The following is a 26,681-nucleotide window of genomic DNA, read 5'->3' as shown; positions in this document are numbered from 1 at the left end:
ATTAAAAGATTAAAAAATTAAATTAGCAGCAGCCAAGGCTGGGAGCGCAACCAAATGCGAAAGCCAGAACTACTACCAGGAACATAAGCATGAGCACAGTAACGTAAATGTTACCAATGCACATCCAGCGCTTGAGCCAGATCTTACCGCTGACACCCAGAGTCTGCATAGCACTCCAGAAACCGTGTGAGAGGTGGAACCAGATAGCTACAAGCCATACGATGTAGAAAACTACGAATACAGGATTTGAGAATGTTTCCTTAATCCAGCCGAAACCATCTGTAGGACTGATGGCAGGCATAGCGCCTACGAGCTCGGCAAACATCATGTTGTACCAGAAGTTCCACAGGTGGATGAGCAAGCCAACGCAGATGATGAGACCCAGAACGAGCATGTTCTTTGAAGCCCACTCTACCTTGCCGGCCTTAACCTCTGTAGCTACCTCGTAGCGGCTCTCGCCGCGAGCGGTACGGTTCTGCGCAGTCAGGATGAATGCGTACACAATGTGAAGAACTGCCAAGGCAGCCAGACCCATGGTTGCTACAACAGCATACCAGTTGGCACCCAGGAATTCGCAAATCATGTTGTAACCCTCTTCCGAGAATAGCGCTACCATGTTCATGCAACCATGAAAGGTCAGGAACAGAATAAGCGCAATACCCGTAACGGACATTACAACTTTTCTACCAATTGATGAATTGAATAACCACATAAGTTGTTGAGTTTTAATGAATTATTGAATGTTATATACTTACTTGTTAGTACGTGCTCACACGATTAGGGGACAAAGATAGCTAAAAATTGTGAGATGAGCAAGTGTTTTCTTGAAAAAATACGTATTTTTAGTAATTTGTGCTCTTTTCGTGTAGTTTTTCGTATCTTTGCTGCGTCAAATGGGTAAATTCAAGACAGAACGACAATGAATGCATTAGAAAAGCAATTTTCAAAAACCGTAGCTGAACACAAGAGCACCATCTACACTGTGTGTTACATGTTCTCGCAAGATGCAGACGAGGTAAACGACCTCTTCCAGGAAGTACTAGTGAATTTGTGGAAGGGCTTCGAAAGTTTCGAGCATCGCAGCGACATTAAGACGTGGATTTATCGCGTCGCCTTAAATACCTGCATATCCATAGACAGGAAAAAGCGACGTACGGCCACAGCCCGACTAAGCATGGACATAAACTTGTTTGAAGATCGCGACGAGGACACACGTCAGGTAGACATGCTCCACAAACGTATTTCTAAGTTGCAACCCTTCGATCGTGCCATTGTCCTACTATGGCTTGAAAACCTCAGCTATGAGGAAATCGGACAGATAGTAGGTATCAGCACTAAGAATGTCAGCGTCCGCCTGTTTAGAATCAGAGAGCAGTTAAAAAACATGTCAAACAATTAAAAGCACCCCATTATGAACAACGAGAACTTTGAATTAGAAAATATGCGTAAACAAATGAACACGCTAAAGAACAAGTTGGAAAAGCAGGCTATTGTTAACGACCGTTTCATCCGTCAGTCTATGAACAGGACTGCAGATAAGATCAGCCGCCGTTACCGTCTCGTCATGGCTCTGTGTATAGTGATGATTCCGTATACATACCTGGTGTTTATCTCAAATATGGCTCTTCCACTCACCTTCTGGATTGGCACCAGCATCCTGATGCTCACATGCTTTGGCGCAACAATGTACAACTGGCTGAATGTCAGAAATCCTCATATGATGAGTAGCAATCTGGTTGAAGTAAGTCAAAAGATGGCCAATGCCAAGAAGTTCGATGTCAATTGGCTCTACTTTGGCATACCCGCCGCTATCATCTGGTTGGCTTGGTTTACCTGGGAGTTATACCAACAGGGCTCAGAGGCTGCACACTATATGATGATTGGCACCATCTGCGGAGCAGCGCTTGGCACTTTCCTCGGATTCAGCATGCATTCCAAGACCCAGCAACAATACCAGAAGATTATCGACACAATAGAGGAGATCACAGCCGATCAACAGTAATGATTACCCGACGATAGGCAACAAGATGGAAGAGACCATCGTCGTGCACTTCACAAATAACATGAATAGTATCGCCTAACGCATCTTCAGGAATGCATACCGTGGCTATCGACTGCTTAGCGTGGTCGATAGTCACTTTTGTTTTGCCTATCTCAGACTGCTGCCACCACAAGAAAGAAAGGCTATCCCCATCAGGGTCACTCGACTTTGAGGCATCAAACCGTACCTTTTCTCCAGCTTTCGCATGAATCACAATTGGCGTTGAGCCTTTGCTATGATTCACTACAACTTGTGGATTATGATTGCCTTGACCTCTATCTGCCCACTGCATACGAGCCATAAAATCGTTGATTTCATCGGGATAGAAACGTTTTTTATAATCAACGGATATACTACGGACAGGTTCTTGCCAACTGGTCCAGGCTATCGTAAGCGAATCAGCACAAAGACCTCGCACATGATAGCCAGCCCAACCAGCCTGATGCGGGTCTTCCGGATCAGATAGTCCATGAGGCATAACATAAAGGAAACTTGGGGTATCGCCTTCTACACCCCATTTGTACGTAGGATATTCGCTACCAAGTGCGCCTTTCTGCTGAATATGCTCTTTGTGCAACTGCCAGTTGCGCTTGCCAAGTTCGCATTGTTCCTGCCAAGTGCCTTCGTCCCAAACAAACTGCAGATCATCCTTGAATTCCTGTCTGAGCCACATATGGGAGCTATAAGCACGATTCATCCTCATGCTATACTGCATATCCTGGTCGGTAATGGTATAGATGCGGAACTTACGTACGAATCGCTTCAGGTCTTCCCGACTTCGGGTTTGTTTCACTCGCCAAATGGCTTGAGCCAGCGTGTTAGCGCCACCCCAGGCAGCTACATAGATGGGGCGTGGGTCATCTTCATCTGCCAAGCGGATCAGGAGCTCGCTTCCTGGTGAGTCATTCCCCTCGCCAATCACCCCGATACCCCCTCGTTCGCTACCCATTACAGCACGGTTTCTCAGATAGTCGGCACTGGGCCAATAGCCGATGGATTGACGCTTTTCTTCCTTTTCAATAGACAAGAACGCCTTCTGATTAGAACGTTTCATCAACTTTGGCACATCCTTACTATAGGCATCGATGACGCGTTGCAGGTATTGAGCCCACTCCTTGGGATAAGGATCACAGTTCCATCCCACCGAGGTTATCAACGCCTCGATTTCAAAAAGATCGGCATAGGACATCAACCTAACCATCGATTCCATATCGTCAGGTTCCACATCTGCCGGAGCAATGTCTGTACATACCACCAATCGTGGCTTCAGGTTCTTTTCTGCTGCCCATCCAGCCACCCAGCAAAAAAGCAGCAATACCAACAGGCTCTTCCTCATGTGTATCTAAAATCCGAAATCCTCACCAACCAGCACCACCACATGCCTGCCACGTGGTGAATTCCTCAGGAAATGCACATAATTGCAAATGCTCTCAGGCGAGTTACAATTATGACAAACGCCATCTACCTGACAAGGTGTCTTAACATCAAATCGGGCTGCATTAATGGGCGCCGCAGTTGAACGAGCACGTGCCAAAGCAGCCTCGACCGTTTGCGTCACTTTATTCAGACCTATAATAAAAATCACCTTCTTTGGGCCCCATGTGATAGCTGCCACACGGTTTCCATTGCCATCGATATTCACAATAACACCATCCTCACTGATAGCATTGGCACTTGAGAGATAGAAATCAGCCGTGAAGGCACGCTCGTAAATCCTCGCAGCCGCCTCAAAGTCGGCCGCCTCATCGCGATCCAACACATCGAGGGTTCCACGACTCTTCAACGCCTGAGGGATGCCCATGTCACGAATAGTCATCGAACCACCCCAGGTTACACTGCTTCCATCGGCAATCAGCTCAGATACTTTGTTTACTGCTTCAATGGCTGTAGGACAATAGAAAGCCTCCATATGGCGACGATTCAGATTCTTTATCAGACGCTCTGCCAGCCGTTCGTTTCTAAGTTCTTTGGGAGTCATATCACTTTTTTATTAATAATCGGTGCAAAAATACAAAAAAATTCGTATCTTTGCAACCGTAATAATAAAAAAAGGAAAAATATGAAGAAACTGTTTTTAATGATGCTGCTCGCAGCCGCAGTTACGGTAAGCAGAGCACAGAGTGGCAGTAACGATCAGTTTATGACAATCGAAGTAGATGGATTTCATCACACTCTCGAAAACAGCGGTGACGATTGTGTGCTGGTTGACGTCCGCACACCAGCAGAATACAAGGAGAGTCACTTGAAAGGAGCCATCAATATTGATGTAAAAGACAGCCTTACTTTCATGAAGAAAGCAAAGGAGCTGCTACCAAAGGAGAAGACAGTTATGGTATATTGCCGCACAGGTCATCGCAGCGCTATGGCTGCAGGAAAGCTGGCTGCCGAAGGGTACATGGTATTCAACCTTGAGGGCGGTATTACAGCATGGAAGGAAGCAGGAAAGGAGACAGTAAAGTGATATTAAAGTATGATGTCATCGTCATTGGTGGCGGTCATGCTGGTTGCGAGGCAGCTTGCGCCTCGGCCAACATGGGCGCAAAGACTTGTTTGGTGACGATGGATATGAACAAAATTGCACAAATGTCGTGCAATCCAGCCATAGGCGGAATAGCTAAAGGCCAGATAGTCAGGGAGATAGATGCATTAGGAGGTCAGATGGGATTGGTAACAGATGCCACTTCTATCCAGTTCCGCATGTTAAACGTAGGTAAAGGTCCGGCCGTTTGGAGTCCTCGCGCTCAATGCGACAGAGGCAAGTTTATCTGGGAATGGCGAAAACGCATCGATGAAACGGAAAATCTGGATGTATGGCAGGACCAAGCCGACGAGTTGATAATAGAGCCCATTCCAGGCTCCCACAGCGCCTCAGTACGTGCCATAGGCGTTCGAACCATCTGGGGTACTGAAATCTATGCCAATTCGATTGTTGTAACCGCAGGTACTTTCCTGAATGGCTTGATGCACATCGGCCGGAAAATGGTGGCAGGAGGTCGTATTGCAGAACCTGCTGTACCCCATTTCACAGAAAGCATTACTCAGCACGGTGTTGTTGCTGCACGCATGAAAACTGGTACGCCCGTTCGTATCGACAAACGCTCTGTACACTTCGGAGAGCTTGAGGAACAGCCAGGCGAAGCACGCCCCTATCAGTTCAGCTATATGAATAAAGGTGGAGCGCTGAAGCAATTACCATGCTGGACAGTTAATACCAACGCCGAAGTACATGAGATTCTGAAGAGCGGATTAGCGGATTCACCGCTATACAACGGTCAGATTCAATCGATAGGACCGCGTTATTGTCCTTCGATCGAGACAAAGCTTGTTACCTTCCCCGACCGCGATAAGCACCCATTATTCCTGGAGCCAGAAGGCGAGGATACCAACGAGATGTATCTGAATGGTTTTTCGTCGTCGCTGCCGATGGATGTACAGATAGAGGCACTGAAGAAGATACCCGCCTTCAGAGACATCAAAGTATATCGTCCAGGCTACGCCATCGAATATGACTTCTTCGATCCTACCCAACTAAACCATTCGTTAGAATCGAAGATTGTCGATGGTCTGTTTATGGCAGGACAAGTGAACGGAACTACCGGCTACGAAGAAGCTGGCGGCCAGGGAATCCTTGCAGGCATCAATGCTGCTCTCAAAGCCGGCTGTGCTGGTAGCGATACTGACTCTGCCAACAGACAATTCATTCTACACCGCGACGAAGCCTATATTGGTGTATTAATCGACGATTTGGTAACGAAAGGTGTCGACGAGCCTTACCGCATGTTCACCTCAAGAGCAGAGTATCGTATTCTGCTACGACAGGATGATGCTGATGCCCGACTCACCGAGAAGGCTTATCAACTTGGAATTGCCAAGAAGGAGCGCTACGACTGGTGGATGGAAAAGAAACAGGCCATCGAAGAAATCGAAAGTTTCTGCAAGAATTTCGCTATCAAACCTCGCCTGATTAATTCTGCACTTGAAGCACTTGGCACTACCCCACTCCAGTTTGGCTGCAAACTAATTGATTTGGTAAACCGGCCACAACTAAATCTAAAAAATCTCTCGGAAGTTATTCCATCGCTTAAAGAGGTATTAAACCACCCATCTAATCGTCAGGAGGAGATTGCAGAAGCCGCAGAAATCAGAATGAAATATAAAGGCTATATCGATCGCGAGCGATTGGTTGCCGATAAGATGCATCGATTAGAGAATATCCGAATTAAAGGCAAGTTTAATTACGAAGAACTGCAAGGTTTATCGACTGAATGCCGTCAAAAGCTACAGAAGATTCAGCCAGAGACATTGGCGCAGGCCAGCCGCATACCAGGCGTTAGCCCCAGCGACATCAACGTCCTTCTGGTCCTGATGGGAAGATAATGTTCCACGTGAAACAATTAATTTGAACAAATAAGCACAACTTACTGATTATGAACAACAAAACATTGATTGACAATCTGCGTTGCATACCAGATTTCCCCAAGAAGGGCATTAACTTCAGGGATGTGACTACGCTCTACAAAAATGCAGAGTGCATGAAAATCATGATGGACGAATTGGTAGAACTCTACAAAGACAAAGGTATCACCAAGATTGTTGGTATCGAAAGTCGCGGTTTCATCCTTGGTGCTGCACTGGCAGCCCGATTAGGTTGCGGCTTTGTGATGGCAAGAAAACCAGGAAAGCTGCCTGCTACAGTTATTAAAGAATCGTTCACGAAAGAGTATGGTGTTGACACCATCGAGATGCACATCGATTCTATCGAGCCCGATGACGTCGTTCTCATCCACGACGATTTGTTGGCAACAGGCGGAACTGCCAAGGCTGCTTATAAACTTGTCCAGCACTTCCACCCCAAGAAGGTATTCATCAATTTTATTATAGAGATTACAGACGAGGGACTACATGGTAGAGACGAGTTTGAAGGCATAGACCTGACAACGTTACTCACCATCTAACAATTGTTCCACGTGAAACACAGTCCCGCGAAACTCCTTTAAACACTAAGGGTTCGCGGGACTGATAAATTAAAAAGGGTACACAAAACAAAACGCGTATAACAGATGACGAAGGGAGAAAACGAAAAGCGACTTGAATATCTAAAGGGTATCGTACGTAGGTTGCCTGACAAACCTGGCAGCTATCAGTTCTATGACGAGGAGCATACTATCATCTACGTAGGAAAAGCAAAAAGTTTAAAAAACAGAGTTTCGAGTTATTTCCATACCGAAGTAGATCGTTTTAAAACAAAAGTGCTCGTCAGCAAAATCTTCGATATCAGCTATACCGTCGTAAATACCGAAGAAGATGCCCTACTCTTGGAGAATTCGCTCATCAAAAAATACAATCCCCGATACAACGTACTGCTGAAGGACGGAAAAACCTATCCTTCTATCTGTATCACCAACGAATTCTTCCCTCGTATCTTCAAGACACGCACTATCAACAAGAAATGGGGATCGTATTATGGCCCGTATGCCAAGGTAAGTGCCATGTACGACGTTCTGAATCTGATCAAAGAGCTGTATCAGCCGCGAACCTGCCGCCAACCTATCACAAAAGAGGGTGTTGAGAGCGGCAAATACCGTGTCTGCTTAGACTACCATATCAAAAAATGCCAGGGTCCGTGCGTAGGCAAACAGAGCTACGAGGACTACCAGAAGAATATAGCACAAGCCCGCGAAATATTAAAGGGAAATACGCGCGAAGTTCTGAGAGATCTCAAGGACGACATGCTGAGACTATCCGAAGAACTCAGATTCGAAGAAGCTGAAGAGGTTAAACGCAAATACTTAGCCCTCGACGGCTTTGTAAGCAAGAGTCAGGTAGTAAGCCAAACCATCGATAAGGTGGACGTTTTCTCTATCACATCCGACGAAAAAATGGCTTTTATCAACTACATTCATGTATCAAACGGTAGCATTAACCAGAGCTTTACTATCGAATACAAAAAGAAGCTGAACGAAACTGACGAAGAACTACTGCAGTTAGGTATCGTAGAAATCAGAGAAAGATTCAAGAGCGATTCGAAGGAGATCATCGTGCAAAAAGAGGTGGATGTAGAACTCGAAGGCGTTAAGTTTACTGTACCCAAATTAGGCGATAAAAAGACGCTACTCGACCTGTCGATTATGAACTGCAAGGAATACAAATTCGACCGCCTGAAGCAGGCCGAGAAACTGAATCCTGAACAGAAACAAACACGACTGATGAAAGAGCTTCAGGACAAGCTTCACCTACCTTCACTACCCTACCAGATTGAATGCTTCGACAACTCAAACATATCAGGCACTGATGCCGTAGCAGCCTGTATCGTTTTTAAGAAAATGAAACCCTCAAAAAGCGATTATAAGCGATATAACATCAAGACCGTAGTAGGGCCTGATGACTATGCATCGATGAAGGAGGTAGTGCATCGCCGTTATTCGCGATTGATAGAAGAAGAACAGCCCCTACCCGACCTGATTATTGCCGATGGTGGCAAGGGCCAAATGGAGGTGATTCGCGAGGTGATTCAGGACGAACTGAACCTGGACATTCCCATCGCCGGACTGGCTAAAGACGATCGCCACCGTACCAACGAGCTGCTTTATGGATTCCCACCCATGAAGATTGCGCTGAAGGTAGAATCAGAACTATTCCATGTACTCACGCAGATACAGGACGAGGTGCATCGCTTTGCTATCACTTTCCATCGAGACAAGCGTTCTAAGCGCGCTTTACACTCCGAGCTGGATGATATCAAGGGCATAGGCCCAAAAACGCGTGACGAGCTTCTAAATGCCCTCAAAACGGTTAAAAAGATACGCGAGGCAGAACTATCTACCCTAACAGATATAATAGGTCATGCGAAAGCCAAAATAGTATTTGAGCACTTCCAACAAAAAGCCGGCAAGTGACCGAAATATATTTTCCCAGTGAGGGAACAAAATTTTCCCTACGTGGGAATATTTGTTAGCACTAAATGCGGCATTTGCCACAGCTAAACATAACACTTGCAAAACGTTGCAGCGTTGCCGTTGCAACGTTGCAATAAGGACTATCCTACCCAACAAAGAAAGGATATCCGATATATATTACCGGATTATGATAAATAGAAATACTATAAAATAACTATTATACTCCTTCATGCAACGTTGCAACGGCAACATTGCAACGCTAGCATCGAAAACAAATCATAATTAATTTGCATAATTCAGCTAAATGTCGTATCTTTGCGGCAAAATAACAAATTAAATAATGAGAGCAGTTATACAACGCGTTACCCACGCCAGCGTTACCATCGAGGGAAGTATTCATGGCAAGATAGACCAGGGATACCTGATTCTGTTGGGAATTTGCGATGAAGACTCAATGGAAGATGTGGATTGGTTAGTAAAGAAAATAGCCAATCTGCGCGTGTTTGGCGATGAGAACGATGTGATGAACCGCTCAATACTCGATATTGACGGCAACTGCCTGGTAGTCAGCCAGTTCACACTGTACGCAAGCTACAAAAAGGGCAATCGTCCCTCATGGTTCCGTGCAGGCTCTCACGAGCACTCTATCCCACTCTACCAGGCCTTCTGCGCACAGCTGTCAGAGGCCATCGGCAAGCAGGTAGCCACAGGCGAATTCGGCGCCGATATGAAAGTAGAACTGCTGAACGATGGTCCCGTAACCATATGTATGGACACAAAAAACAAAGAATAAAATGGATAAGAATACAATAGTAGAAAAACTCAATAACATCGGACTAATTCTCTATGCAATCTACTTCATAACATGCTTTGTGAGGTATGGCACAATCCATAGTTCAAACCAGAGCACTACCCTATCGTATATCCTGCTTACAGGATTCATACTAACTATACCCAAGATTATCTACCAATTCGCGCATTTCAAGAAAAACTTAGGCGAAAACATTGGGCTCATCATATTTATAGCAGTCATTGTCTTCATATCAATAATGTATCTCTAATGAAAAAATATCTCAGAGAAATTCAACTCTCAAGCGCCATTCTCTGCATTATCGGTGTAGTGCTGGCTTGGATAAAAGGCAATCAGGTGGGTATGTGGCCATGCGCTGTTGGCGTGTTATTATTCATATTTGTAGTAATATACAAAGCCTTCAATTGGAAGGAATACGAGCGCGATAACAAGCAGTATATCGTGATACTACTGATTTGCATTTTCATACTAATCACCCAAATGATATTTCACAAATGAGAGCATTGAAGTGGCTTACAAAAGAAATAAAGGAAGAATGGTCGGATATTGCCAGCGAACGAATGAAAAGATTTATTCTATTCATCTCGGGATGCCTACTAGTGACCTATATTTTAACCTTATTTCATCTAACGATCATTGCTATACCATTCATAACAGCTTTAATAGTTTATGGAGGATATGAAACTAGAAAACTTCAAGGACTAGAGGGATGGATTGCTATAATAATCTATCTCGCTTGTTTACCGATGTTGTTACTATTAGAAAAGATTCAATACATCATAAAATGACAATAAAAGAAGCACAAGAGGAGGTTGACCGCTGGATAAAAGAATATGGCGTACGCTACTTTTCGGAACTGACGAATATGGCAGTTCTGACTGAAGAAGTAGGCGAACTGGCCCGTGTGATGGCACGCAAGTACGGCGATCAGAGCTTTAAGCCTGGCGAGAAAGACAACCTTGGCGAAGAGATGGCCGATATCCTCTGGGTACTACTCTGCCTGGCTAATCAGACAGGCGTAAATCTGACAGAAGAACTGCAGAAATCCATCGAGAAAAAGACCCAGCGCGACTCACTTCGCCACATCCACAACGAGAAATTAAAAGCATAACAGTTTTAACAATATAACAACAAGCAATTATGGCAGAACACAAGCACGAGCATGAGCATCACCACCACTTTGAGATGCCTCAGAAGAGCCGCATGGAAGAGGCTCTGAGTAAGTACAACCTCGACATTACCGACGAGGAAGTGAAGGAAGCAGTGAAGACAATCATTGCCGAGAAAGTAGCCGAAAACGATACCCTGGAGGTAAAGAAATTCCTGATGGGTAGCGTGGAACTCACCACCCTGAAAACCACCGATAGCGACGAAAGCGTACTGGCCTTTACAGAGCGCGTAAACCAGTTCGAGGAGCAATACCCTCACCTACCCCACGTAGCTACCATCTGCGTATATCCACGCTTTGCAAAGGTCGTCTCTGAGACACTTGAAATCGAGGGCGTAGAAGTAGCTTGCGTATCAGGCTCATTTCCCTCTTCACAGGCGCTTATCGAGGTGAAGACCATCGAGACAGGCCTGGCCGTAAAAGATGGTGCTACAGAGATAGATATGGTACTCTCAGTAGGTGCCTTCCTCTCAGGCGATTATGAGACCTGTATCGATGAGATTCAGCAGATCAAAGAGGCTTGCGGCGATGCCAAACTGAAGGTGATTCTGGAGACTGGTTGCCTGAAGACTGCACAGAACATCAAGACCGCTTCGATCCTCGCCATGTACGCTGGCGCCGATTATATCAAGACCTCAACAGGTAAGCTGGAACCAGCTGCTACTCCCGAGGCTGCCTACGTTATGTGTCAGGCTATCAAGGAGTACTACGACGAAACGGGCATTATGATTGGTTTTAAGCCCGCTGGAGGCCTTAACAGCGTGATGGACGCACTGATATACTACACCATCGTAAAAGAGGTTCTGGGCGAAAAATGGCTCACCAACCAGATGTTCCGCATGGGCACATCGCGCCTGGCAAACCTGCTGCTGAGCGAGGTTATCGGCGAAGAAGTGAAATTCTTCTAACTGAGATAGGCTCAGTCCTCCCGTAAGAGGACTGTAGTCCTTTAACTACTGTACTCCAGTACTTTAACAAGAAGACTCCAGTACTTCAATGCAAGTACTGGAGTCCTTTTATATATGTACTGATGCGAAATCAGACTAACTATTTCGCTGTGCCACGTATTCCAGATAAGCCGTAAAGGCCTCTTTCAGTTCAGCAGTCACACACTCATCGATAAACAACTGTGCCTCCTTCGCAAAGTCAGCCATCTTCTTTTCTGCATAAGCAATACCCCCGTTCTGCTTGGCAAACTCAATCAAAACGGCTATTTCATCAGCATTGATGGTACCAGCTTTTACCTTCTTGGCGAGGGTCATCATGGCAGGCGAATCATAATGCATAAGCGAATAAATGATAGGCAGCGTCAGCTTACCTTCTAGCATATCGTTACCAGTAGGCTTACCTATTTCCTTCGAATCAAAATAATCGAAAATATCATCACGAATCTGGAAAATCATGCCTATGTTATGTCCGAATTTTGCAGCCTTTTCTATCTGCTCGCGCGAGGCACCAACAGAAATAGCACCCAACTTACAGCACGCCTCGAAAAGCACGGCAGTCTTCTTGTCAATCACCTGATAATAAACATCTTCCGAAATTTCCTGATTAGAAATATTCGAGAGCTGTAAGATTTCACCAGCAGCTAAGGTGCGACCAAGTTCCGCCAACTCTTGTACGATTTCATGATTATTCGACAGAGCTACACGAAGCAGAGCGGTAGAAAGAATATAATCGCCCACCAGAACAGCCACCTTATTATTATAAGAGGCATTCACCGATGGCTGGCCACGACGTTCAGAACTCTCATCTACCACATCGTCATGCACCAAACTGGCGGTATGTAGCAACTCAAGTCCGAGAGCTGCATTCTGTGTAACCTCCTCTACCCCACCATAGTTCTTGGCAGTCAGCAGAATCAGCATGGGACGCATACGCTTTCCACCTCGCTGACGAATATGCGAAAGTACTGATTCCAACATCCCATCGCCCTGCGACAAACACTGCTTGAACAGCTCCACAAAGTTGTTCATTTCCGCATCGATGGGCTTCCTTATTGTCGACAAATAATCCATAATAAGCTAAAATTTTGGCACAAAAATAAGAAATAATGTTGAAATTCGAAAATATTTTGGTACTTTTGAGGCGAAAATTAAGAAAGTTATGCAGAAATTGTTCCTTTTAGACGCTTATGCGCTCATTTATCGCAGCTATTATGCGTTCATCAAAAATCCCAGAATCAACTCGAAAGGCCTGAACACAAGCGCCATAATGGGCTTTCTGAACACTCTCAACGAGGTGCTCACCAAAGAGAAGCCAACCCACATCGGTGTGGCCTTCGACCCTCATGGACCAACGTTCCGCAGCGAAGCCTTTCCTGCCTATAAAGCCCAGCGTGAAGAAACGCCCGAGGATATCCGCAAAGCCGTTCCTATTATCAAAGATTTGCTGAAAGCATATCGCATTCCCATCCTGCAAGTGGATGGCTTCGAGGCTGATGACGTCATCGGAACCATAGCAGGAAAAGCAGGTTCCATCGGTGTAGAAACCTATATGCTCACACCCGATAAGGACTACGGACAGTTGGTTCGCGACAATGTTTTCATCTATCGTCCCCGACACGGAGGTGGCTATGAAACATTGGGCCCCAAGGAGGTATGCGAGAAATACAATATCCCCTCCCCCATGGCCGTCATTGACTTGCTGGCCTTGATGGGCGACTCGGCCGACAACTTCCCAGGCTGCCCTGGCGTGGGAGAAAAGACAGCCGCCAAACTGATCGATGAATTCGGAAGTATTGAACAGCTATTGGCCCGCTCGTCAGAAATCAAAGGCAAGCTTCGCGAGAAAGTGGAAGAACATGTGGAGGACATCAAGATGAGTTACTTCCTGGCAACCATCAAGACTGATGTGCCCATCGAGCTCGATATGGAAAATCTGAAACTCGTAGAACCAAACGAGGACGAATTAGGTAAACTGCTCACAGAACTGGAGATGAAGAGCTTTGCCGACAGAGTTCTTAAAAAAAGTCAAAAACCGCAAAAAGTCGTAAATCAGCAGCTCGATCTCTTTGCCGAATTTGCGACTAACGGGCAAGAAGAACCAGAAAACACAAGTTTTGAGACGGTAAAAACCACGCCTCACAATTACAAACTCGTTGATAATCAGGAAGATTTGAAGAAACTTTGTGATTATTTCTTGACAAACAAAATTCTCAGTCTAGACACGGAGACCACTTCAACCAGCGCCATCGATGCAGAATTGGTTGGTTTGAGCTTCGCCGTGAAGGAATTCGAGGCCTTTTACGTGCCCGTTCCAGCTAATCGTGAAGAAGCGTTGCAAATTGTTAATATCTTTAAACCAGTCTATGAGAACCCCGACATTCTAAAGATTGGTCAAAATCTGAAGTACGACCTGGAAGTGCTTCGCAACTACGACATCCATCTCGCCGGTCAGATGTGGGACACCATGATTGCCCACTACCTCATCCAACCAGAGTTGCATCATAACATGGACTACATGGCCGAGATATATCTCAACTATCAAACCATCCACATCGATGAGCTCATCGCCCCCAAAGGCAAGAATCAGAAATCGATGCGCGCTCTCCCACCCTCACAGGTGTACGAGTATGCTGCCGAAGATGCAGACATCACACTCCGCCTGAAGAACAAACTCGAACCAGAGTTGAAAAAAGCAGAGTGCGAAGACCTGTTCTATCAAATAGAAATGCCACTGATGCCCGTATTGGCAGAGATGGAGATGAACGGTGTTTGCCTGGATACGGCATCCCTTGCAGAAACGTCAAAACAATTCACCAACCGCATGAACGAAATAGAGGCACGCATCTACGAGTTGGCAGGCGAGCAGTTCAATATTGCCTCACCCAAGCAGGTTGGCGAGATACTCTTCGATAAACTCAAGATAGTAGAGAAAGCGAAGAAAACTAAGACAGGACAATATGTCACCTCTGAAGAGGTGCTTCAGCAACTGCGCAACAAACATGAGATCGTTGCCGACATACTGGAACACAGAGGTTTAAAGAAGCTAATCGGCACCTATATCGATGCGCTTCCCAAGCTGATCAACCCCAAGACAGGCCATATCCACACCTCGTTCAACCAAACCATCACAGCCACAGGTCGCCTGTCAAGCAGCGACCCAAACCTGCAAAATATCCCCATCCGAGGCGAGGATGGCAAGGAGATCCGCAAGGCGTTTATACCCGAGCCTGGATGTCTGTTCTTTTCAGCAGACTATAGTCAGATTGAGCTACGAGTGATGGCGCATCTTTCGCAGGATGCAGAGATGATAAAAGTGTTCAGCGAAGGTAAGGATTTGCACGCTGCAACAGCTGCCAACATCTACAAGAAGCCCATCGAAGAGGTGACGCGCGACGAGCGCACCAAATCGAAACGCGCCAACTTCGGCATCATCTACGGCATCACCGTATTTGGTCTGGCAGAGCGTTTGGATATCCCTCGCGACGAGGCCAAAATGCTGATTGACGGCTACTTCGCAACCTTCCCGCAGGTGCACGATTATATGGAAAAATCCAAAGAAGTGGCTCGCGAGAGGGGTTACGTCACTACCCTATTCGGTCGTCGCCGCTATCTGCCAGATATCAACTCGCATAACGCAACCGTTCGCGGATTTGCTGAGCGAAATGCCATCAACGCTCCTATCCAGGGCACAGCCGCTGATATTATTAAGGTGGCCATGATTCGCATTTTCAATCGATTTAAGGCCGAAGGCATACGCTCAAAGATGATTCTGCAGGTACACGACGAATTAAACTTCTCTGTCTACCCAGAGGAGAAAGAAAAAGTAGAGGGCATCGTGCTCGAAGAGATGCAGAATGCCCTGAACTTAAGTGTGCCTTTAGTGGCCGATTCCGGCTTTGGCCAGAACTGGCTCGAAGCCCACTAATCAGTAATTGAACGACGATCCGCCAAGGAACTCGCGCAGCAGCGATGTGGGTGGAATCTGAGTCTCAGGAATGGGACGGATATATCGAAGGAATTTCAGCAGGCGATAAGCCTCTGCATATTCCTTCGAATTTTCTGGAACCTGCTCTAACAGCGGCTCCGCCTGACTCTTAATAACAGCCAACTCGAACAGCATAGCGGTATTAAACATGGCATCGGCATTCTCCTGGAATGGAAATATCCACTTGTTCTCCCCTGCCCTTACGCTTGGCCAACGACGAATAGTCTCCTGAGCATTCACGCCACGATACTTGAAGTCACGAATAATTCTACGCAACAAGCGGTTATCTGTCGTTGGAATATAGTTATGGTTATCGAGCAGGATCGTAGTCAGCGCCGAAGCATAAACACGGAAAATCTGTTCGTTTGGAATCTCCGAAGTCAACTCCGGATTCAAAGCGTGAATTCCCTCTACTACCAGCACCTCATTACCCTTCAGCTGTAGTTTCTTTCCACTCCACTCGCTGCAGCCTTTCTGGAAATTATAGCGAGGCAGTTCTACCTCCTCACCCCTGAACAGAGCTGCAAGTTGCTCATTCAGCAAAGGCAGATTCAAGGCATGCAGATGTTCAAAATCGTAATCACCCTTCTCGTCTCTTGGTGTTTTCTCGCGATCCAAGAAATAATCATCCAGCGAGATGCCTACAGGATGGATACCATTCACAGCCAGCTGAACGCTGAGACGCTTGCAGGTAGTAGTCTTACCTGACGATGAAGGGCCGGCAATCAACACCAGTTTGATACCCTTACGCTGAGCTATTTCATCAGCAATCTTAGCAATCTTCTTCTCCTGCAATGCTTCGCTAATCTGGATTAGCTCCGACGAATGGCCGTTCATAATGGTCTCGTTCAGATCGCCAATCGTGCGCAGACCCAGAATATCCTGCCACTGATGATGCTCCTTGAAGATACCAAACATCTTGTCCTGATGCGTCATCTCACCCAACTCGTTAGGATGCTCGCGTGAAGGCAGTCTTAAAAGCAACCCATCGAAGTATTTCTCCACGCCAAACAGGTAAATTTGTTTGGTATTCGTAAGCAGAGAGCCATAGTAGTAATCCACGTAACCATCTATGTCATAATAGGTTGTAAACAATCTTCCAGTACTCTTCAGCAACTTCACCTTCGAGCGGTTATGCAGACTATCGAAAAGCTCTATGGCCTCCTGGGTGGTTGTTTCGTAACGATGGATAGGCATTGCCGCATCGATAATCTCCTGCATACGACGACGGATGGCACCAGCATCATCGAGCGTAACAGGGCGACCTATGTTCAGATTCACGTAATAGCCGTTGCTGACAGGGATATCGATAGAAACCTTACAAGGCTTAAAAAGCTCGTGAGCAGCCTTGCAGAGCACAAAGAACAAACTACGGGTATAAGCGCGTGAGCCACTCGAAGAAGTAATATCCAGAAACTCTACCTGCTTCTGCTTATATATGCGGTAGTGCATACCCTCCACCTTATTGTTCACATGAACAGAAATGGGTCCGTGCTCTATCTGCAAACCAGACAATTCGTAAACCTCTTCAACAGTAGAGCCTACTGGAACTTCTACCGTTTTGTTGTTATTTAGTACGTAGACTTTTACCTCTTTTTCCATAAGCAATATTTATTGTTCAAGTAAAAATACCCTGCAAAGATAACATTTTTCTGAATTTTTAACCGACATTTCAGAGTTTTTTTTTAACTTTGTCCCCGGTTTACTAAATATAGATACGTTTTTTATGTCAATCTGGATTATTTTTAAACTTCTGGGTTCGCTTGCGCTGTTGATGTTCGGTATGAAGTCGATGAGTGAAGCATTGCAGAAGATGGCGGGACCACAGTTACGCCATGTGTTAGGAGCGATGACAACCAATCGCTTTACTGGCATGCTTACTGGTATGCTTGTTACAGCCTCAGTACAGTCATCAACAGCCACCACTGTGATGACTGTTTCGTTTGTTAATGCCGGTCTGCTGACCTTGGCTCAGGCCATCTCAGTTATCATGGGCGCTAACATCGGAACCACCCTCACCGCTTGGATTATGTCGGCAGGTATGTCGTTCGACATTACCAGCGCCGTTTATCCGGCATTCTTCCTGGGCATCATACTTATCTATCTGAAGAGATACCGCTATATTGGCGATTTCCTGTTCGGACTATCGTTCCTGCTGATGGGACTGGGTACTCTGAGAATGACGGGTACAGAGATGCACTTGGGTGAGAACCAGGCCCTACTCGACTTCTTTGCATCGTTCGACCCCGACTCGTTCTTCACCACCCTCATATTCCTGTTCTTAGGCGGTGTGCTCACCTTCTGCGTGCAGTCATCAGCAGCCGTCATGGCTATCACCATGATACTCTGTTCGAGCGGCGCTCTACCTATCTATCAGGGTATTGCATTGGTTATGGGTGAGAATATCGGAACCACCATTACTTCAAACCTCGCTGCCCTATCGGCCAACACTCAGGCCCGTAGAGCCGCCCTCGCCCATATGTTCTTCAACGTATTCGGTGTGGTTTGGATTCTGTTTGTGTTCCGTCCGTTCATCGATGCCGTTTGCGGCATGGTGGGCTACGATGTAAACATGACTAAAGATGCCGTTGCTACAAGCGTATTCCTGGCCAATGCCGCTAAGCTGAGCTTTGTGCTGGCAGCTTTCCACACCTGCTTTAATGTGGCCAACACCTTTATTCTTATTTGGTTTATCCCACAGATTGAGCGCTTTGTATGCTGGGTTATCAAGCCAAAGAAGGTTGACGAGGAAGAAGACTTCCGCTTGCACTTTATTACAGCCGGCTTCATGAAGACCCCTGAGCTTTCGGTACTCGAGGCACAGAAAGAAATCCAGTCGTTCTCCGATCGTATGCAGCGTATGTTCAATATGGTTCGCGAACTGCTCACGCTCTCGTCAAGCTCAAGCAATAAGAAGGATAATCGCGACTCTGAGTTTAACAAGCTCTACACCCGCATTGAGAAATACGAAGGCATCAGCGATAACATGGAGATTGAGATTGCCAACTATCTGAACTCCGTGAGTGATGCTCACCTGTCAGACGACTCAAAGGCTAAAATACGTGCTATGTTACGAGAAATCAGCGAGTTAGAGAGTATCGGCGACGCCTGCTTCAATATGGCTCGCACCATTTCCAGAAAGTACAATGGCAAGCAGGATCACTTCAACGAGAAGCAGTACGACCACATCCATCAGATGATGGAACTCACCGATCAGTCGCTCTCGCAGATGAACCGATTGATGATGGGCCGTAAGGAGTCATTCGATGTGAACCGTACATTCAATATCGAGCACGAAATCAATAACTTCCGCGACCAGCTGAAGTCACAGAACATCAACGATGTTAACAACCGTGAGTACACTTACGCCGTAGGTACCATTTATATGGACCTGATTAACGAGTGTGAGAAGCTGGGCGACTATGTAGTTAATGTCGTAGAGGCAAGAATGGGACTTCGTTAGGTTCCCAGCAGGGGAACTATTGGTTCCAAAGGCAGAAACTGCCAGTTTCCAGGTAGGGAACTGGCAGTTTTCTTTCCTCAAACTATTCGTCGCAGACAGCCCAAAAACAAATTTCCACCATAAAAGTATGGCTATTCTAGAAAAAAATCATTACCTTTGCAGCCAATTATCAAGGGGTGCCCACTTGTGTGGGCTGAGATGACACCCTCTAACCTGATCTGGATTATGCCAGCGTAGGGATGGATAGTAGGCCATATCAACAAACATTTTCCCCTTAACATTATTAATTTAGTGATACTTTTACAGTATGAAAAGATTTTTTTTAGGAATTGCTGCATTAGTGTGTGCAGTTAGCGTAAATGCTCAGCGCAAAGCAGCCCTCTACGATTCTACACAGGTAGAAGCGCTGAACGAAATTGTAGTAAAAGGTGTCAGGACACAGAAAAATGCACCATTTGCTGTAGCAAACATCAAGAAACAGGAACTCAATGCATTCTCAAAGACTGGTAAGGAGCTGCCTTTCCTCTTTTCGCAGACCCCAGGTGTACTGGCCTGGAGCGAGAACGGACTGGGCACAGGTACAACTTATATGCGCATTCGCGGTGCAGGCGATTCGCGTATCAACGTAACACTGGACGGCGTTCCCTTGAATTCACCTGAGGATCAGTGTGTTTTCTGGGCCAACATGAACTCATACGGCTCGCTATTGGGCTCTGTTCAGATTCAGCGAGGCATTGGAACATCAACCAATGGCGATGGCGCTTTTGGTGGAACAATCGCTCTGGCATCAGCCACTCCAAGCCAGAAGGCTGGGGGAGAGGTTTCTGCTTCGTATGGTTCATTCAACACCTTTAATGTAGGTGGAAAGTTCTCAACAGGTCTGCTTTGGAATCATCTGATTTTCGATGGTGCTTACCACGAGACAAACACTGATGGATTTATCCACGGAACCAGCGGCCGCAGCGGTTCTTACTATGGCGGACTGACTTGGATAGGAAGCAACTTCCAGATTCGTTACAAGAACATTGGAAACTTTGAAAAAACCGGTCAGGCTTGGAACGGCGTAACAGCAGGTGACAACGATATGAGCCTAATGGATGGCACCTATGGTATCAACTCTGGTATCAAGACTTATAAGGACATGTGGAACGCAGGACTTGGCAAGTATAACTCACTCTATGAATACCTGACCAGCTACGATAAAGATGCCAACGGCAACTATCCCACAGCCCGCTATCAGATGAACAATGGCAGTTTTTGGGACAAAACCACAGATAACTTCTGGCAGAATCACAACATTCTTTCTGCCGTTTACGACATCAACGACAACTGGAGCATTACAGGTTCGCTGCACTACACCCACGGCTACGGCTATTACAACGAATTCCGCTATAACTATAAGCTGAAGAAGTTTGGCATGACCTACGATGGTGTTAAGAAGAGTAACTTTGTACGCAAAAAAGGTCTGTCACAGAACACCTACGGCTTTATCTGGAATGCCAACTACAAGAACGATGCATGGGATGTTATCGGCGGCATGTCGCTTCAGGAGTTCGACGGCAATCACTTTGGTTATGTTACCTATATTGCCAACGATGATGTACGAAAGAAGTACATGTCTAATGGCGACTACAAATACTACGATTCTGATGCCACCAAGCTTGATGGTAGCACCTTTGTAAAGGCAGCTTACCACATCAACGAACAGTGGGATATCTTCGGCGACCTGCAGTATCGCTATGTTCAGTATGAAACTAATGGTAAGAACGATAAGTTCTACGCAGAAAACAGCGGATACTACAATCAGATGCTGAACATCGACGAGAGCTACCATTTCCTGAACCCAAAGGCTGGTTTCTCATGGAATCTTAACAATCATCGCGTATATGGTTCTGTTGCCTTGAGTCATCGCGAGCCTGAGCGTAATAACTTTACAGACAACTTCAATTACCCTTACCCCAAGGCTGAGAGACTTTTAGACTACGAGTTGGGCTACACCTTCAATAGCGACATTTTCCGCTTTGGTATCAACGGATACTATATGGATTACAACAACCAGTTTGTCCAGACAGGTCAGGAGACAGAAATAGGCGAAAAGGTGACCACAAACATTAAGGATTCATACCGCATGGGTATCGAAATCCAGGCCGCTGTTGATCCTTTCTCATGGCTCACTATTGAGGGTAATGCCGCACTCAGCAAGAATAAGATTAAAGATTTCGATGAGGTGGCCAGCGTAAACTGGGAAGACGACTTCCGCACTATCCACTACGACAACTCTACACTCGCCTTCTCACCCTCAACCATCCTGAATGGTTTTGTAAACCTGCATTGGAATGGTTTCCAGGCTGTATGGCACACCAACTTCGTCAGTAGTCAGTATCTGGATAACACAGAGAATGCCGATCGTTCGCTGCCTTGCTATTCTGCCTCTGACGCTAACATCAGCTACACCTGGAAGCCCAACAAGGCCATCAAGGAGTGCATCTTCGGCCTGAACTTCAACAATATCTTCAATCGCCGTTATGCCGCCAATGGTTGGGTATATTCAAGCATCGTTGAAGAATACGGTCACCCCAACGAGAACCGCTACTATCAGATTGGATTCATTCCTATGGCAGGCTTTACAATGATGGGTAACGTAACACTCCGATTCTAATGGCAGAATTTATATCAGCACACTGGCTCGACATCACAACCACGATACTCGGACTGCTCTATATCCTGTTCGAGTATCGTGCCAGTGTCTGGCTTTGGTTAGTAGGATTTCTGATGCAGGCCTTAGGCATTGTGCTATACTACCAGAAAGGACTCTATGCCGATTGCGGCATGGAGTTCTATTATCTTTCAATGACCGTGTATGGATACTTGAAATGGGTACACGGTTCGGCTGAGAAGAAAGCGCTCCCTATCACCCATTTTCCTCGCAAGCTTATCATCCCCTGGCTGGCCCTTATTCTTGCCATCTGGGGCACCATTTACTGGCTACTGGTATCATACACCAATAGCAACGTTCCACTGGCCGACAGTTTCACTACCGCCCTCAGCATCGTAGGTATCTGGGCCTTAGCACATAAATACTTGGAACAGTGGTTCATTTGGATTATAGTCGACATTGTAACATGCTTTCTATATTTCTACAAAGACATTCCTTTCAAGGCCGGACTATACGCTTTATACGTTATAATTGCCATTTTTGGCTACAAAAAATGGAAAAATATGATAGATAATCGCTCTATTTGAGCGGTTTTTTGCCATATAATTTGGCTATCTGCCACGTTTTTCGTACTTTTGCAGCGAATTACAAATTCAAATGCTTATGCAGACGAACAGTCATTTATCGCGATTAATTCATGACCAGGCCAAGAAGTATGGCGACCGTGAGGTTTTAATCTACAAGGATTTCGGCGGGTCAGTATGGAAATCATATTCGTGGAATCAGTTCTCGGATATGGTCAAAAAAGTGTCTAATGCCTTACTCAACCTGGGTGTAAAGGTACAGGAAAATCTGGGAGTTTTCTCTCAAAACTCTGTACAGTATCTGTTCTGCGACTTTGGTGCATGGGGAGTTCGTGCAGTAACCATACCCTTCTACGCTACCAGCTCAGAGCAGCAGATCCAGTTTATGATTAGCGATGCCAAAATACGCTACCTCTTTGTAGGCGAACAAGAGCAGTACGACAAAGCACGTCGGATTTTCTCTACTTGTCCTACACTCGAGCGTATCATCGTATTCGATAAGAACGTACAAATCTCCTCACTCGACCTCAGTTCGATGTATTTCGACGATTTCCTGAAGTTGGGTGAGAACTATCCTCGTCAGACCGAAGTCGAGTCGCTTCAAGCTCAGGCTTCGATGAACGATATTGCCAACATCCTCTATACCAGCGGAACAACTGGCGATTCGAAGGGTGTTATCCTGACCTGCGGACAATACAATGCCGCAATGATTGCCAACGATAAGTGTGTACCCGTTGGCGAGAACGACAGAGTGCTTAACTTCCTGCCATTCACACATATTTTCGAGAAGGGATGGAAGATTCTGTGTTTGACAGAAGGCGCAACACTCATTGTAAACACCTATCCTCAGGAGGTTCAGCAGTCGATGAAGGATACACACCCCACATGTATGTCCTCTGTTCCCCGTTTCTGGGAGAAGGTATATATGGGTGTACAGGAGCAGATTGAGAAAGCCAGCGCCCCCAAGCGCAAACTGTTCCGCCACGCTGAAGCTGTAGGCAAAAAACATAACATCGACTACGTTTCTAAAGGCAAGCGCCCACCATTGCTCCTGCATATGGAGTACGAGTTCCTGAATAAAACCGTATTCTCGCTGGTTCGTAAGGAACTTGGATTAGAGAACGCTCACTTCTTCCCAACAGCAGGCGCTACCGTTAATCCTAAGGTCGAGGAGTTTGTTCACTCTATCGGCATTAACATGATTGTTGGTTACGGATTGACAGAGAGTCTGGCCACCGTTAGCTGTAATCACCTTGGCAAACCATACACCGTTGGTGGTGTTGGTATTCCCATCGAGGGTATCGACATTAAGATCAGCGAAGAGGGTGAGGTACTGCTTAAAGGCCCAACTATCACCCCTGGCTACTACAATCGCGAGGATCTTACCAAGGCTGCCTTTACCGAAGATGGTTACTTTAAGACAGGCGACTCAGGCTATCTGAAGGATGGCGAGCTGTTTCTGAAAGAGCGTATTAAGGACCTCTTCAAGACTTCAAACGGAAAGTATATTGCCCCACAGATGATTGAATCTAAGTTGCTGGTTGATAAGTATATCGATCAGATTGCCATCATTGCCGACCAGCGCAAGTTTGTTTCGGCTCTGATTATCCCCGTATATGCCCTGTTGGAGGAATATGCCCGCGAGAACAAAATACCTTTCGAGAACAGAGAGCAGCTTTGCAAAAATCCAAAGATCAATGAGATGATGAAGGAGCGTATCGACACGCTGCAGCAGTCGCTTGCTCACTACGAGCAGATTAAGCGCTTCACCCTGCTGCCTCATCACTTCACAATAGAGAAAGGCGAACTTACAAATACTTTAAAAATCAAGCGTCGTGTACTGAACGAAAACTACAAGAAGGAAATTGACGCGATGTACGCAGAATAAAATATGATTACTCAGGATCAGCTGAAAAATGTTTTGGAGAGAGCGGATGCCCTGCACCGCTACTTGGAAATAGACAAGAAAAAGATTGAATACGAGGAGGAAGATCTTCGTACGCAGGCCCCTGACTTTTGGGAAGATCGCAAGCGTGCTGAAGAACAGATGAAGAAAGTAAAGGGCATCAAGAAATGGCTTGACGGCTACAAGGAGGTTCGCACCCTTGCCGATGAGTTACAATTAGCTTTCGACTTCTTCAAAGACGAGATGGTTACAGAGGAGGAGGTTGAAGACACCTATGCCAAAGCCATCAAGGCTATCGAGGACCTGGAGCTCAAGAATATGCTCCGACAAAAGGAAGACCCCATGGAGGCCGTCCTGAAGATTAACAGCGGTGCTGGTGGTACCGAGGCACAGGACTGGGCTTCGATGCTGATGCGAATGTATATGCGCTGGGCTGAAGCACACGGTTATAAGGTAACCATTTCGAACCTGCTTGACGGTGACGAAGCCGGCATTAAGAGTGTAACCATGCAGTTGGAAGGCGGCGATTATGCTTACGGCTATCTGAAGAGCGAGAACGGCGTTCACCGCTTGGTACGTGTTTCACCATTCAACGCTCAGGGTAAGCGTATGACGTCATTTGCTTCTGTTTTCGTTTCACCTCTGGTTGATGATACCATCGAGGTATATGTTGACCCTGCCAAACTCTCATGGGATACTTTCCGAAGCAGTGGTGCTGGTGGTCAGAATGTAAACAAGGTAGAATCAGGTGTTCGCCTGCGCTATTGGTACACCGATCCTGATACTGGTGAGGAAGAAGAAATCCTCATTGAGAATACGGAAACCCGCGACCAGCCAAAGAACAAGGAGCGCGCTATGACACTGCTTAAATCGCAGCTCTACGATCGTGCGATGAAGAAGCGTTTGGAAGCCCAGGCAAAAATCGAGGCTGGCAAGAAGAAAATCGAGTGGGGTAGCCAGATACGTAGCTACGTGTTTGATGACCGCCGCGTAAAAGACCATCGTACCAACTATCAGACTACAGACGTGGATGGTGTGATGGACGGAAAGATTGACGAATTTATCAAGGCTTATCTCATGGAATTCCCCGTCAATGACGAAGAACAATAACGAATAACAAATAAAATCATTAAAACTATGGCTCAAATCGCAAAAACATCAAAGTCTACTCAGAAGAAGGAGGCTTTTCAGAAGAAACAAGAAGAAGGTGGCAAGAAAGTGCTGGAGTATATCTTCGGCGCATTAATTATTCTTGCTGTACTGTTTGTGGCTTACTCTATTTTCATCGTATCGTAAATGAGCGGCCTGGAAATAGAACGCAAATTTCTTGTAAAGAACAACGACTATAAGCGACAGGCTACCAGTAGTAGTCGCATTTGTCAAGGTTATATCTGCAGCCATCGCGGACGTACCGTCAGGGTACGTATCCGTGATAGCCGCGGATATTTAACGATTAAAGGCCCTTCTGGTGCTGATGGGCTTACGCGATATGAATTCGAAAAGGAGATTTCTTTGGACGAAGCACAACATCTGATGGACATCTGCGAACCTGGTAAGATAGACAAGACCCGCTATCTGGTACCTTGCGGCAAGCACACCTTCGAAGTTGATGAGTTCTACGGCGAGAACGAAGGCTTAGTGATGGCAGAGATTGAGTTAAGCTCAGAGGATGAAGCCTTTGAAAAACCAAACTTCATCGGTGAGGAAGTAACAGGCGATCGCAGGTATTACAACTCATGCCTACTAAGCAATCCCTTTACCGCCTGGCCCGAAAACACCAAATCAGCACACCCAAAACAGCTGCAAAAGTAACACCTGTTGCATTAGCAGCCAAGTCAAGCCAATCGCCACTGCGATGCCCAAAGGTACAGTATTCCTGTAACAGTTCCAATATACCACTCATCATGATTGGAGCCAGCCATCCCCAAAAGAACATCTTCTCATAATCAGCCTGTTTATGTTTAAAGGTATACTCTATCCATACCACCATAAACGTACTGCCATACATCACCACATGCACCCATTTATCAATAAACTCCACATTGTCAAGTGGTGTTTCTGGAAAGAAGGGAACAAGAGACAGAATCCATATCAAAGCGATGCAGACCATCGACAATGGATATTTCCTTAAGAAATGAAACAAAAAACTCATATTTACTTGCAATTTCGGTGCAAAATTAAGAAATTATTTATACTTTTGCAACCAAATTAAAAGAAAAGTGTA

The 26,681-nt window shown here is 46.0% G+C and carries 24 protein-coding genes and 1 riboswitch; of the genes, 18 read left to right on the top strand and 6 right to left on the bottom strand.

What is annotated here, in order from left to right; translation table 11 throughout:
• Positions 1-22 precede the first annotated feature (22 nt).
• Positions 23-712: a fumarate reductase gene (locus tag T491_RS0103820; RefSeq protein WP_028902709.1), complete on the bottom strand. Its 690-nt coding sequence runs from the start codon at positions 710-712 to the stop codon at positions 23-25.
• 207 nt (positions 713-919) lie between these two features.
• Between T491_RS0103820 and T491_RS0103815 the strand changes: the two genes are divergently transcribed.
• Both T491_RS0103815 and T491_RS0103810 read left to right on the top strand, forming a co-directional pair.
• A complete protein-coding gene (locus T491_RS0103815) occupies positions 920-1,399 on the top strand; it encodes an RNA polymerase sigma factor (protein ID WP_028902708.1) in 480 nt (159 codons plus the stop codon).
• A gap of 42 nt (positions 1,400-1,441) precedes the next feature.
• A complete protein-coding gene (locus T491_RS0103810) occupies positions 1,442-2,002 on the top strand; it encodes a hypothetical protein (protein ID WP_155950013.1) in 561 nt (186 codons plus the stop codon).
• On the opposite strand, the gene T491_RS0103805 is transcribed toward T491_RS0103810, so the two are convergent.
• Complete coding sequence (locus T491_RS0103805; protein WP_028902706.1) at positions 1,983-3,377, bottom strand: nucleoside hydrolase-like domain-containing protein; 1,395 nt, start codon at positions 3,375-3,377, stop codon at positions 1,983-1,985. The genes T491_RS0103810 and T491_RS0103805 overlap by 20 nt on opposite strands.
• A 6-nt stretch (positions 3,378-3,383) precedes the next feature.
• Entirely contained in the window at positions 3,384-4,019 is a 636-nt protein-coding gene (locus T491_RS0103800; protein WP_028902705.1) for a lactate utilization protein, read from the bottom strand.
• Between the two features lie 81 nt (positions 4,020-4,100).
• Here T491_RS0103800 and T491_RS0103795 point away from each other — a divergent pair, with 81 nt between their 5' ends.
• From T491_RS0103795 to deoC, 8 genes are all read left to right on the top strand, one after another.
• Entirely contained in the window at positions 4,101-4,502 is a 402-nt protein-coding gene (locus T491_RS0103795) for a rhodanese-like domain-containing protein (RefSeq protein ID WP_028902704.1), read from the top strand.
• A complete protein-coding gene (mnmG, locus tag T491_RS0103790) occupies positions 4,499-6,418 on the top strand; it encodes a tRNA uridine-5-carboxymethylaminomethyl(34) synthesis enzyme MnmG (protein ID WP_028902703.1) in 1,920 nt (639 codons plus the stop codon). Before T491_RS0103795 ends, mnmG begins: the two co-directional genes overlap by 4 nt.
• Before the next feature lie 50 nt (positions 6,419-6,468).
• A complete protein-coding gene (locus tag T491_RS0103785; RefSeq protein WP_028902702.1) occupies positions 6,469-6,996 on the top strand; it encodes an adenine phosphoribosyltransferase in 528 nt (175 codons plus the stop codon).
• Between the two features lie 105 nt (positions 6,997-7,101).
• Positions 7,102-8,937, top strand: coding sequence for an excinuclease ABC subunit UvrC (gene uvrC / locus T491_RS0103780; protein WP_028902701.1), 1,836 nt, complete (start codon positions 7,102-7,104; stop codon positions 8,935-8,937).
• Between the two features lie 340 nt (positions 8,938-9,277).
• Positions 9,278-9,730, top strand: a complete 453-nt coding sequence (gene dtd, locus T491_RS0103775) for a D-aminoacyl-tRNA deacylase (RefSeq protein ID WP_028902700.1) — start codon at positions 9,278-9,280, stop codon at positions 9,728-9,730.
• 512 nt (positions 9,731-10,242) lie between these two features.
• Positions 10,243-10,536, top strand: a complete 294-nt coding sequence (locus T491_RS0103760) for a hypothetical protein (protein WP_028902697.1) — start codon at positions 10,243-10,245, stop codon at positions 10,534-10,536.
• Positions 10,533-10,859, top strand: coding sequence for a nucleotide pyrophosphohydrolase (locus T491_RS0103755; protein WP_028902696.1), 327 nt, complete (start codon positions 10,533-10,535; stop codon positions 10,857-10,859). Before T491_RS0103760 ends, T491_RS0103755 begins: the two co-directional genes overlap by 4 nt.
• A 29-nt stretch (positions 10,860-10,888) precedes the next feature.
• Positions 10,889-11,824 (top strand): deoxyribose-phosphate aldolase, encoded by a 936-nt coding sequence (deoC, locus tag T491_RS0103750; RefSeq protein ID WP_028902695.1) that lies wholly within the window; start codon positions 10,889-10,891, stop codon positions 11,822-11,824.
• A gap of 135 nt (positions 11,825-11,959) precedes the next feature.
• Here deoC and T491_RS0103745 read toward each other — a convergent pair whose 3' ends face one another.
• The gene (locus tag T491_RS0103745) at positions 11,960-12,934 is read right to left on the bottom strand and encodes a polyprenyl synthetase family protein (protein ID WP_028902694.1); all 975 of its coding nucleotides are present in this window, start codon (positions 12,932-12,934) and stop codon (positions 11,960-11,962) included.
• Between the two features lie 88 nt (positions 12,935-13,022).
• Between T491_RS0103745 and polA the strand changes: the two genes are divergently transcribed.
• Positions 13,023-15,788: a DNA polymerase I gene (polA, locus tag T491_RS0103740; protein WP_028902693.1), complete on the top strand. Its 2,766-nt coding sequence runs from the start codon at positions 13,023-13,025 to the stop codon at positions 15,786-15,788.
• On the opposite strand, the gene T491_RS0103735 is transcribed toward polA, so the two are convergent.
• Positions 15,789-17,450 (bottom strand): nucleoside kinase, encoded by a 1,662-nt coding sequence (locus T491_RS0103735; protein ID WP_028902692.1) that lies wholly within the window; start codon positions 17,448-17,450, stop codon positions 15,789-15,791.
• A gap of 124 nt (positions 17,451-17,574) precedes the next feature.
• Here T491_RS0103735 and T491_RS0103730 point away from each other — a divergent pair, with 124 nt between their 5' ends.
• From T491_RS0103730 to T491_RS0103695, 7 genes are all read left to right on the top strand, one after another.
• Positions 17,575-19,311, top strand: coding sequence for a Na/Pi cotransporter family protein (locus T491_RS0103730; protein WP_028902691.1), 1,737 nt, complete (start codon positions 17,575-17,577; stop codon positions 19,309-19,311).
• A gap of 162 nt (positions 19,312-19,473) precedes the next feature.
• Positions 19,474-19,569, top strand: a riboswitch (TPP riboswitch).
• Between the two features lie 49 nt (positions 19,570-19,618).
• The gene (locus T491_RS0103720; protein WP_028902689.1) at positions 19,619-21,970 is read left to right on the top strand and encodes a TonB-dependent receptor; all 2,352 of its coding nucleotides are present in this window, start codon (positions 19,619-19,621) and stop codon (positions 21,968-21,970) included.
• The gene (pnuC, locus tag T491_RS0103715; RefSeq protein WP_028902688.1) at positions 21,970-22,554 is read left to right on the top strand and encodes a nicotinamide riboside transporter PnuC; all 585 of its coding nucleotides are present in this window, start codon (positions 21,970-21,972) and stop codon (positions 22,552-22,554) included. The genes T491_RS0103720 and pnuC overlap by 1 nt, the downstream gene beginning before the upstream one ends.
• A 76-nt stretch (positions 22,555-22,630) precedes the next feature.
• Entirely contained in the window at positions 22,631-24,439 is a 1,809-nt protein-coding gene (locus tag T491_RS0103710) for a long-chain fatty acid--CoA ligase (RefSeq protein ID WP_028902687.1), read from the top strand.
• A gap of 3 nt (positions 24,440-24,442) precedes the next feature.
• Positions 24,443-25,567, top strand: a complete 1,125-nt coding sequence (gene prfB / locus T491_RS0103705) for a peptide chain release factor 2 (protein WP_028902686.1) — start codon at positions 24,443-24,445, stop codon at positions 25,565-25,567.
• 27 nt (positions 25,568-25,594) lie between these two features.
• Positions 25,595-25,753 (top strand): hypothetical protein, encoded by a 159-nt coding sequence (locus tag T491_RS17835; RefSeq protein WP_036915233.1) that lies wholly within the window; start codon positions 25,595-25,597, stop codon positions 25,751-25,753.
• Positions 25,754-26,269, top strand: coding sequence for a CYTH domain-containing protein (locus tag T491_RS0103695; protein ID WP_028902684.1), 516 nt, complete (start codon positions 25,754-25,756; stop codon positions 26,267-26,269). It abuts the gene before it with no gap.
• On the opposite strand, the gene T491_RS0103690 is transcribed toward T491_RS0103695, so the two are convergent.
• The gene (locus T491_RS0103690) at positions 26,214-26,609 is read right to left on the bottom strand and encodes a hypothetical protein (RefSeq protein WP_028902683.1); all 396 of its coding nucleotides are present in this window, start codon (positions 26,607-26,609) and stop codon (positions 26,214-26,216) included. The two genes, T491_RS0103695 and T491_RS0103690, sit on opposite strands and share 56 nt — an antisense overlap.
• Between the last annotated feature and the right edge of the window lie 72 nt (positions 26,610-26,681).

Origin of the sequence: Prevotella sp. P6B4 (genome assembly GCF_000619985.1) — a bacterium.
Classification (GTDB): domain Bacteria; phylum Bacteroidota; class Bacteroidia; order Bacteroidales; family Bacteroidaceae; genus Prevotella.
This window is presented reverse-complemented; position numbering and strand designations above follow the sequence as displayed.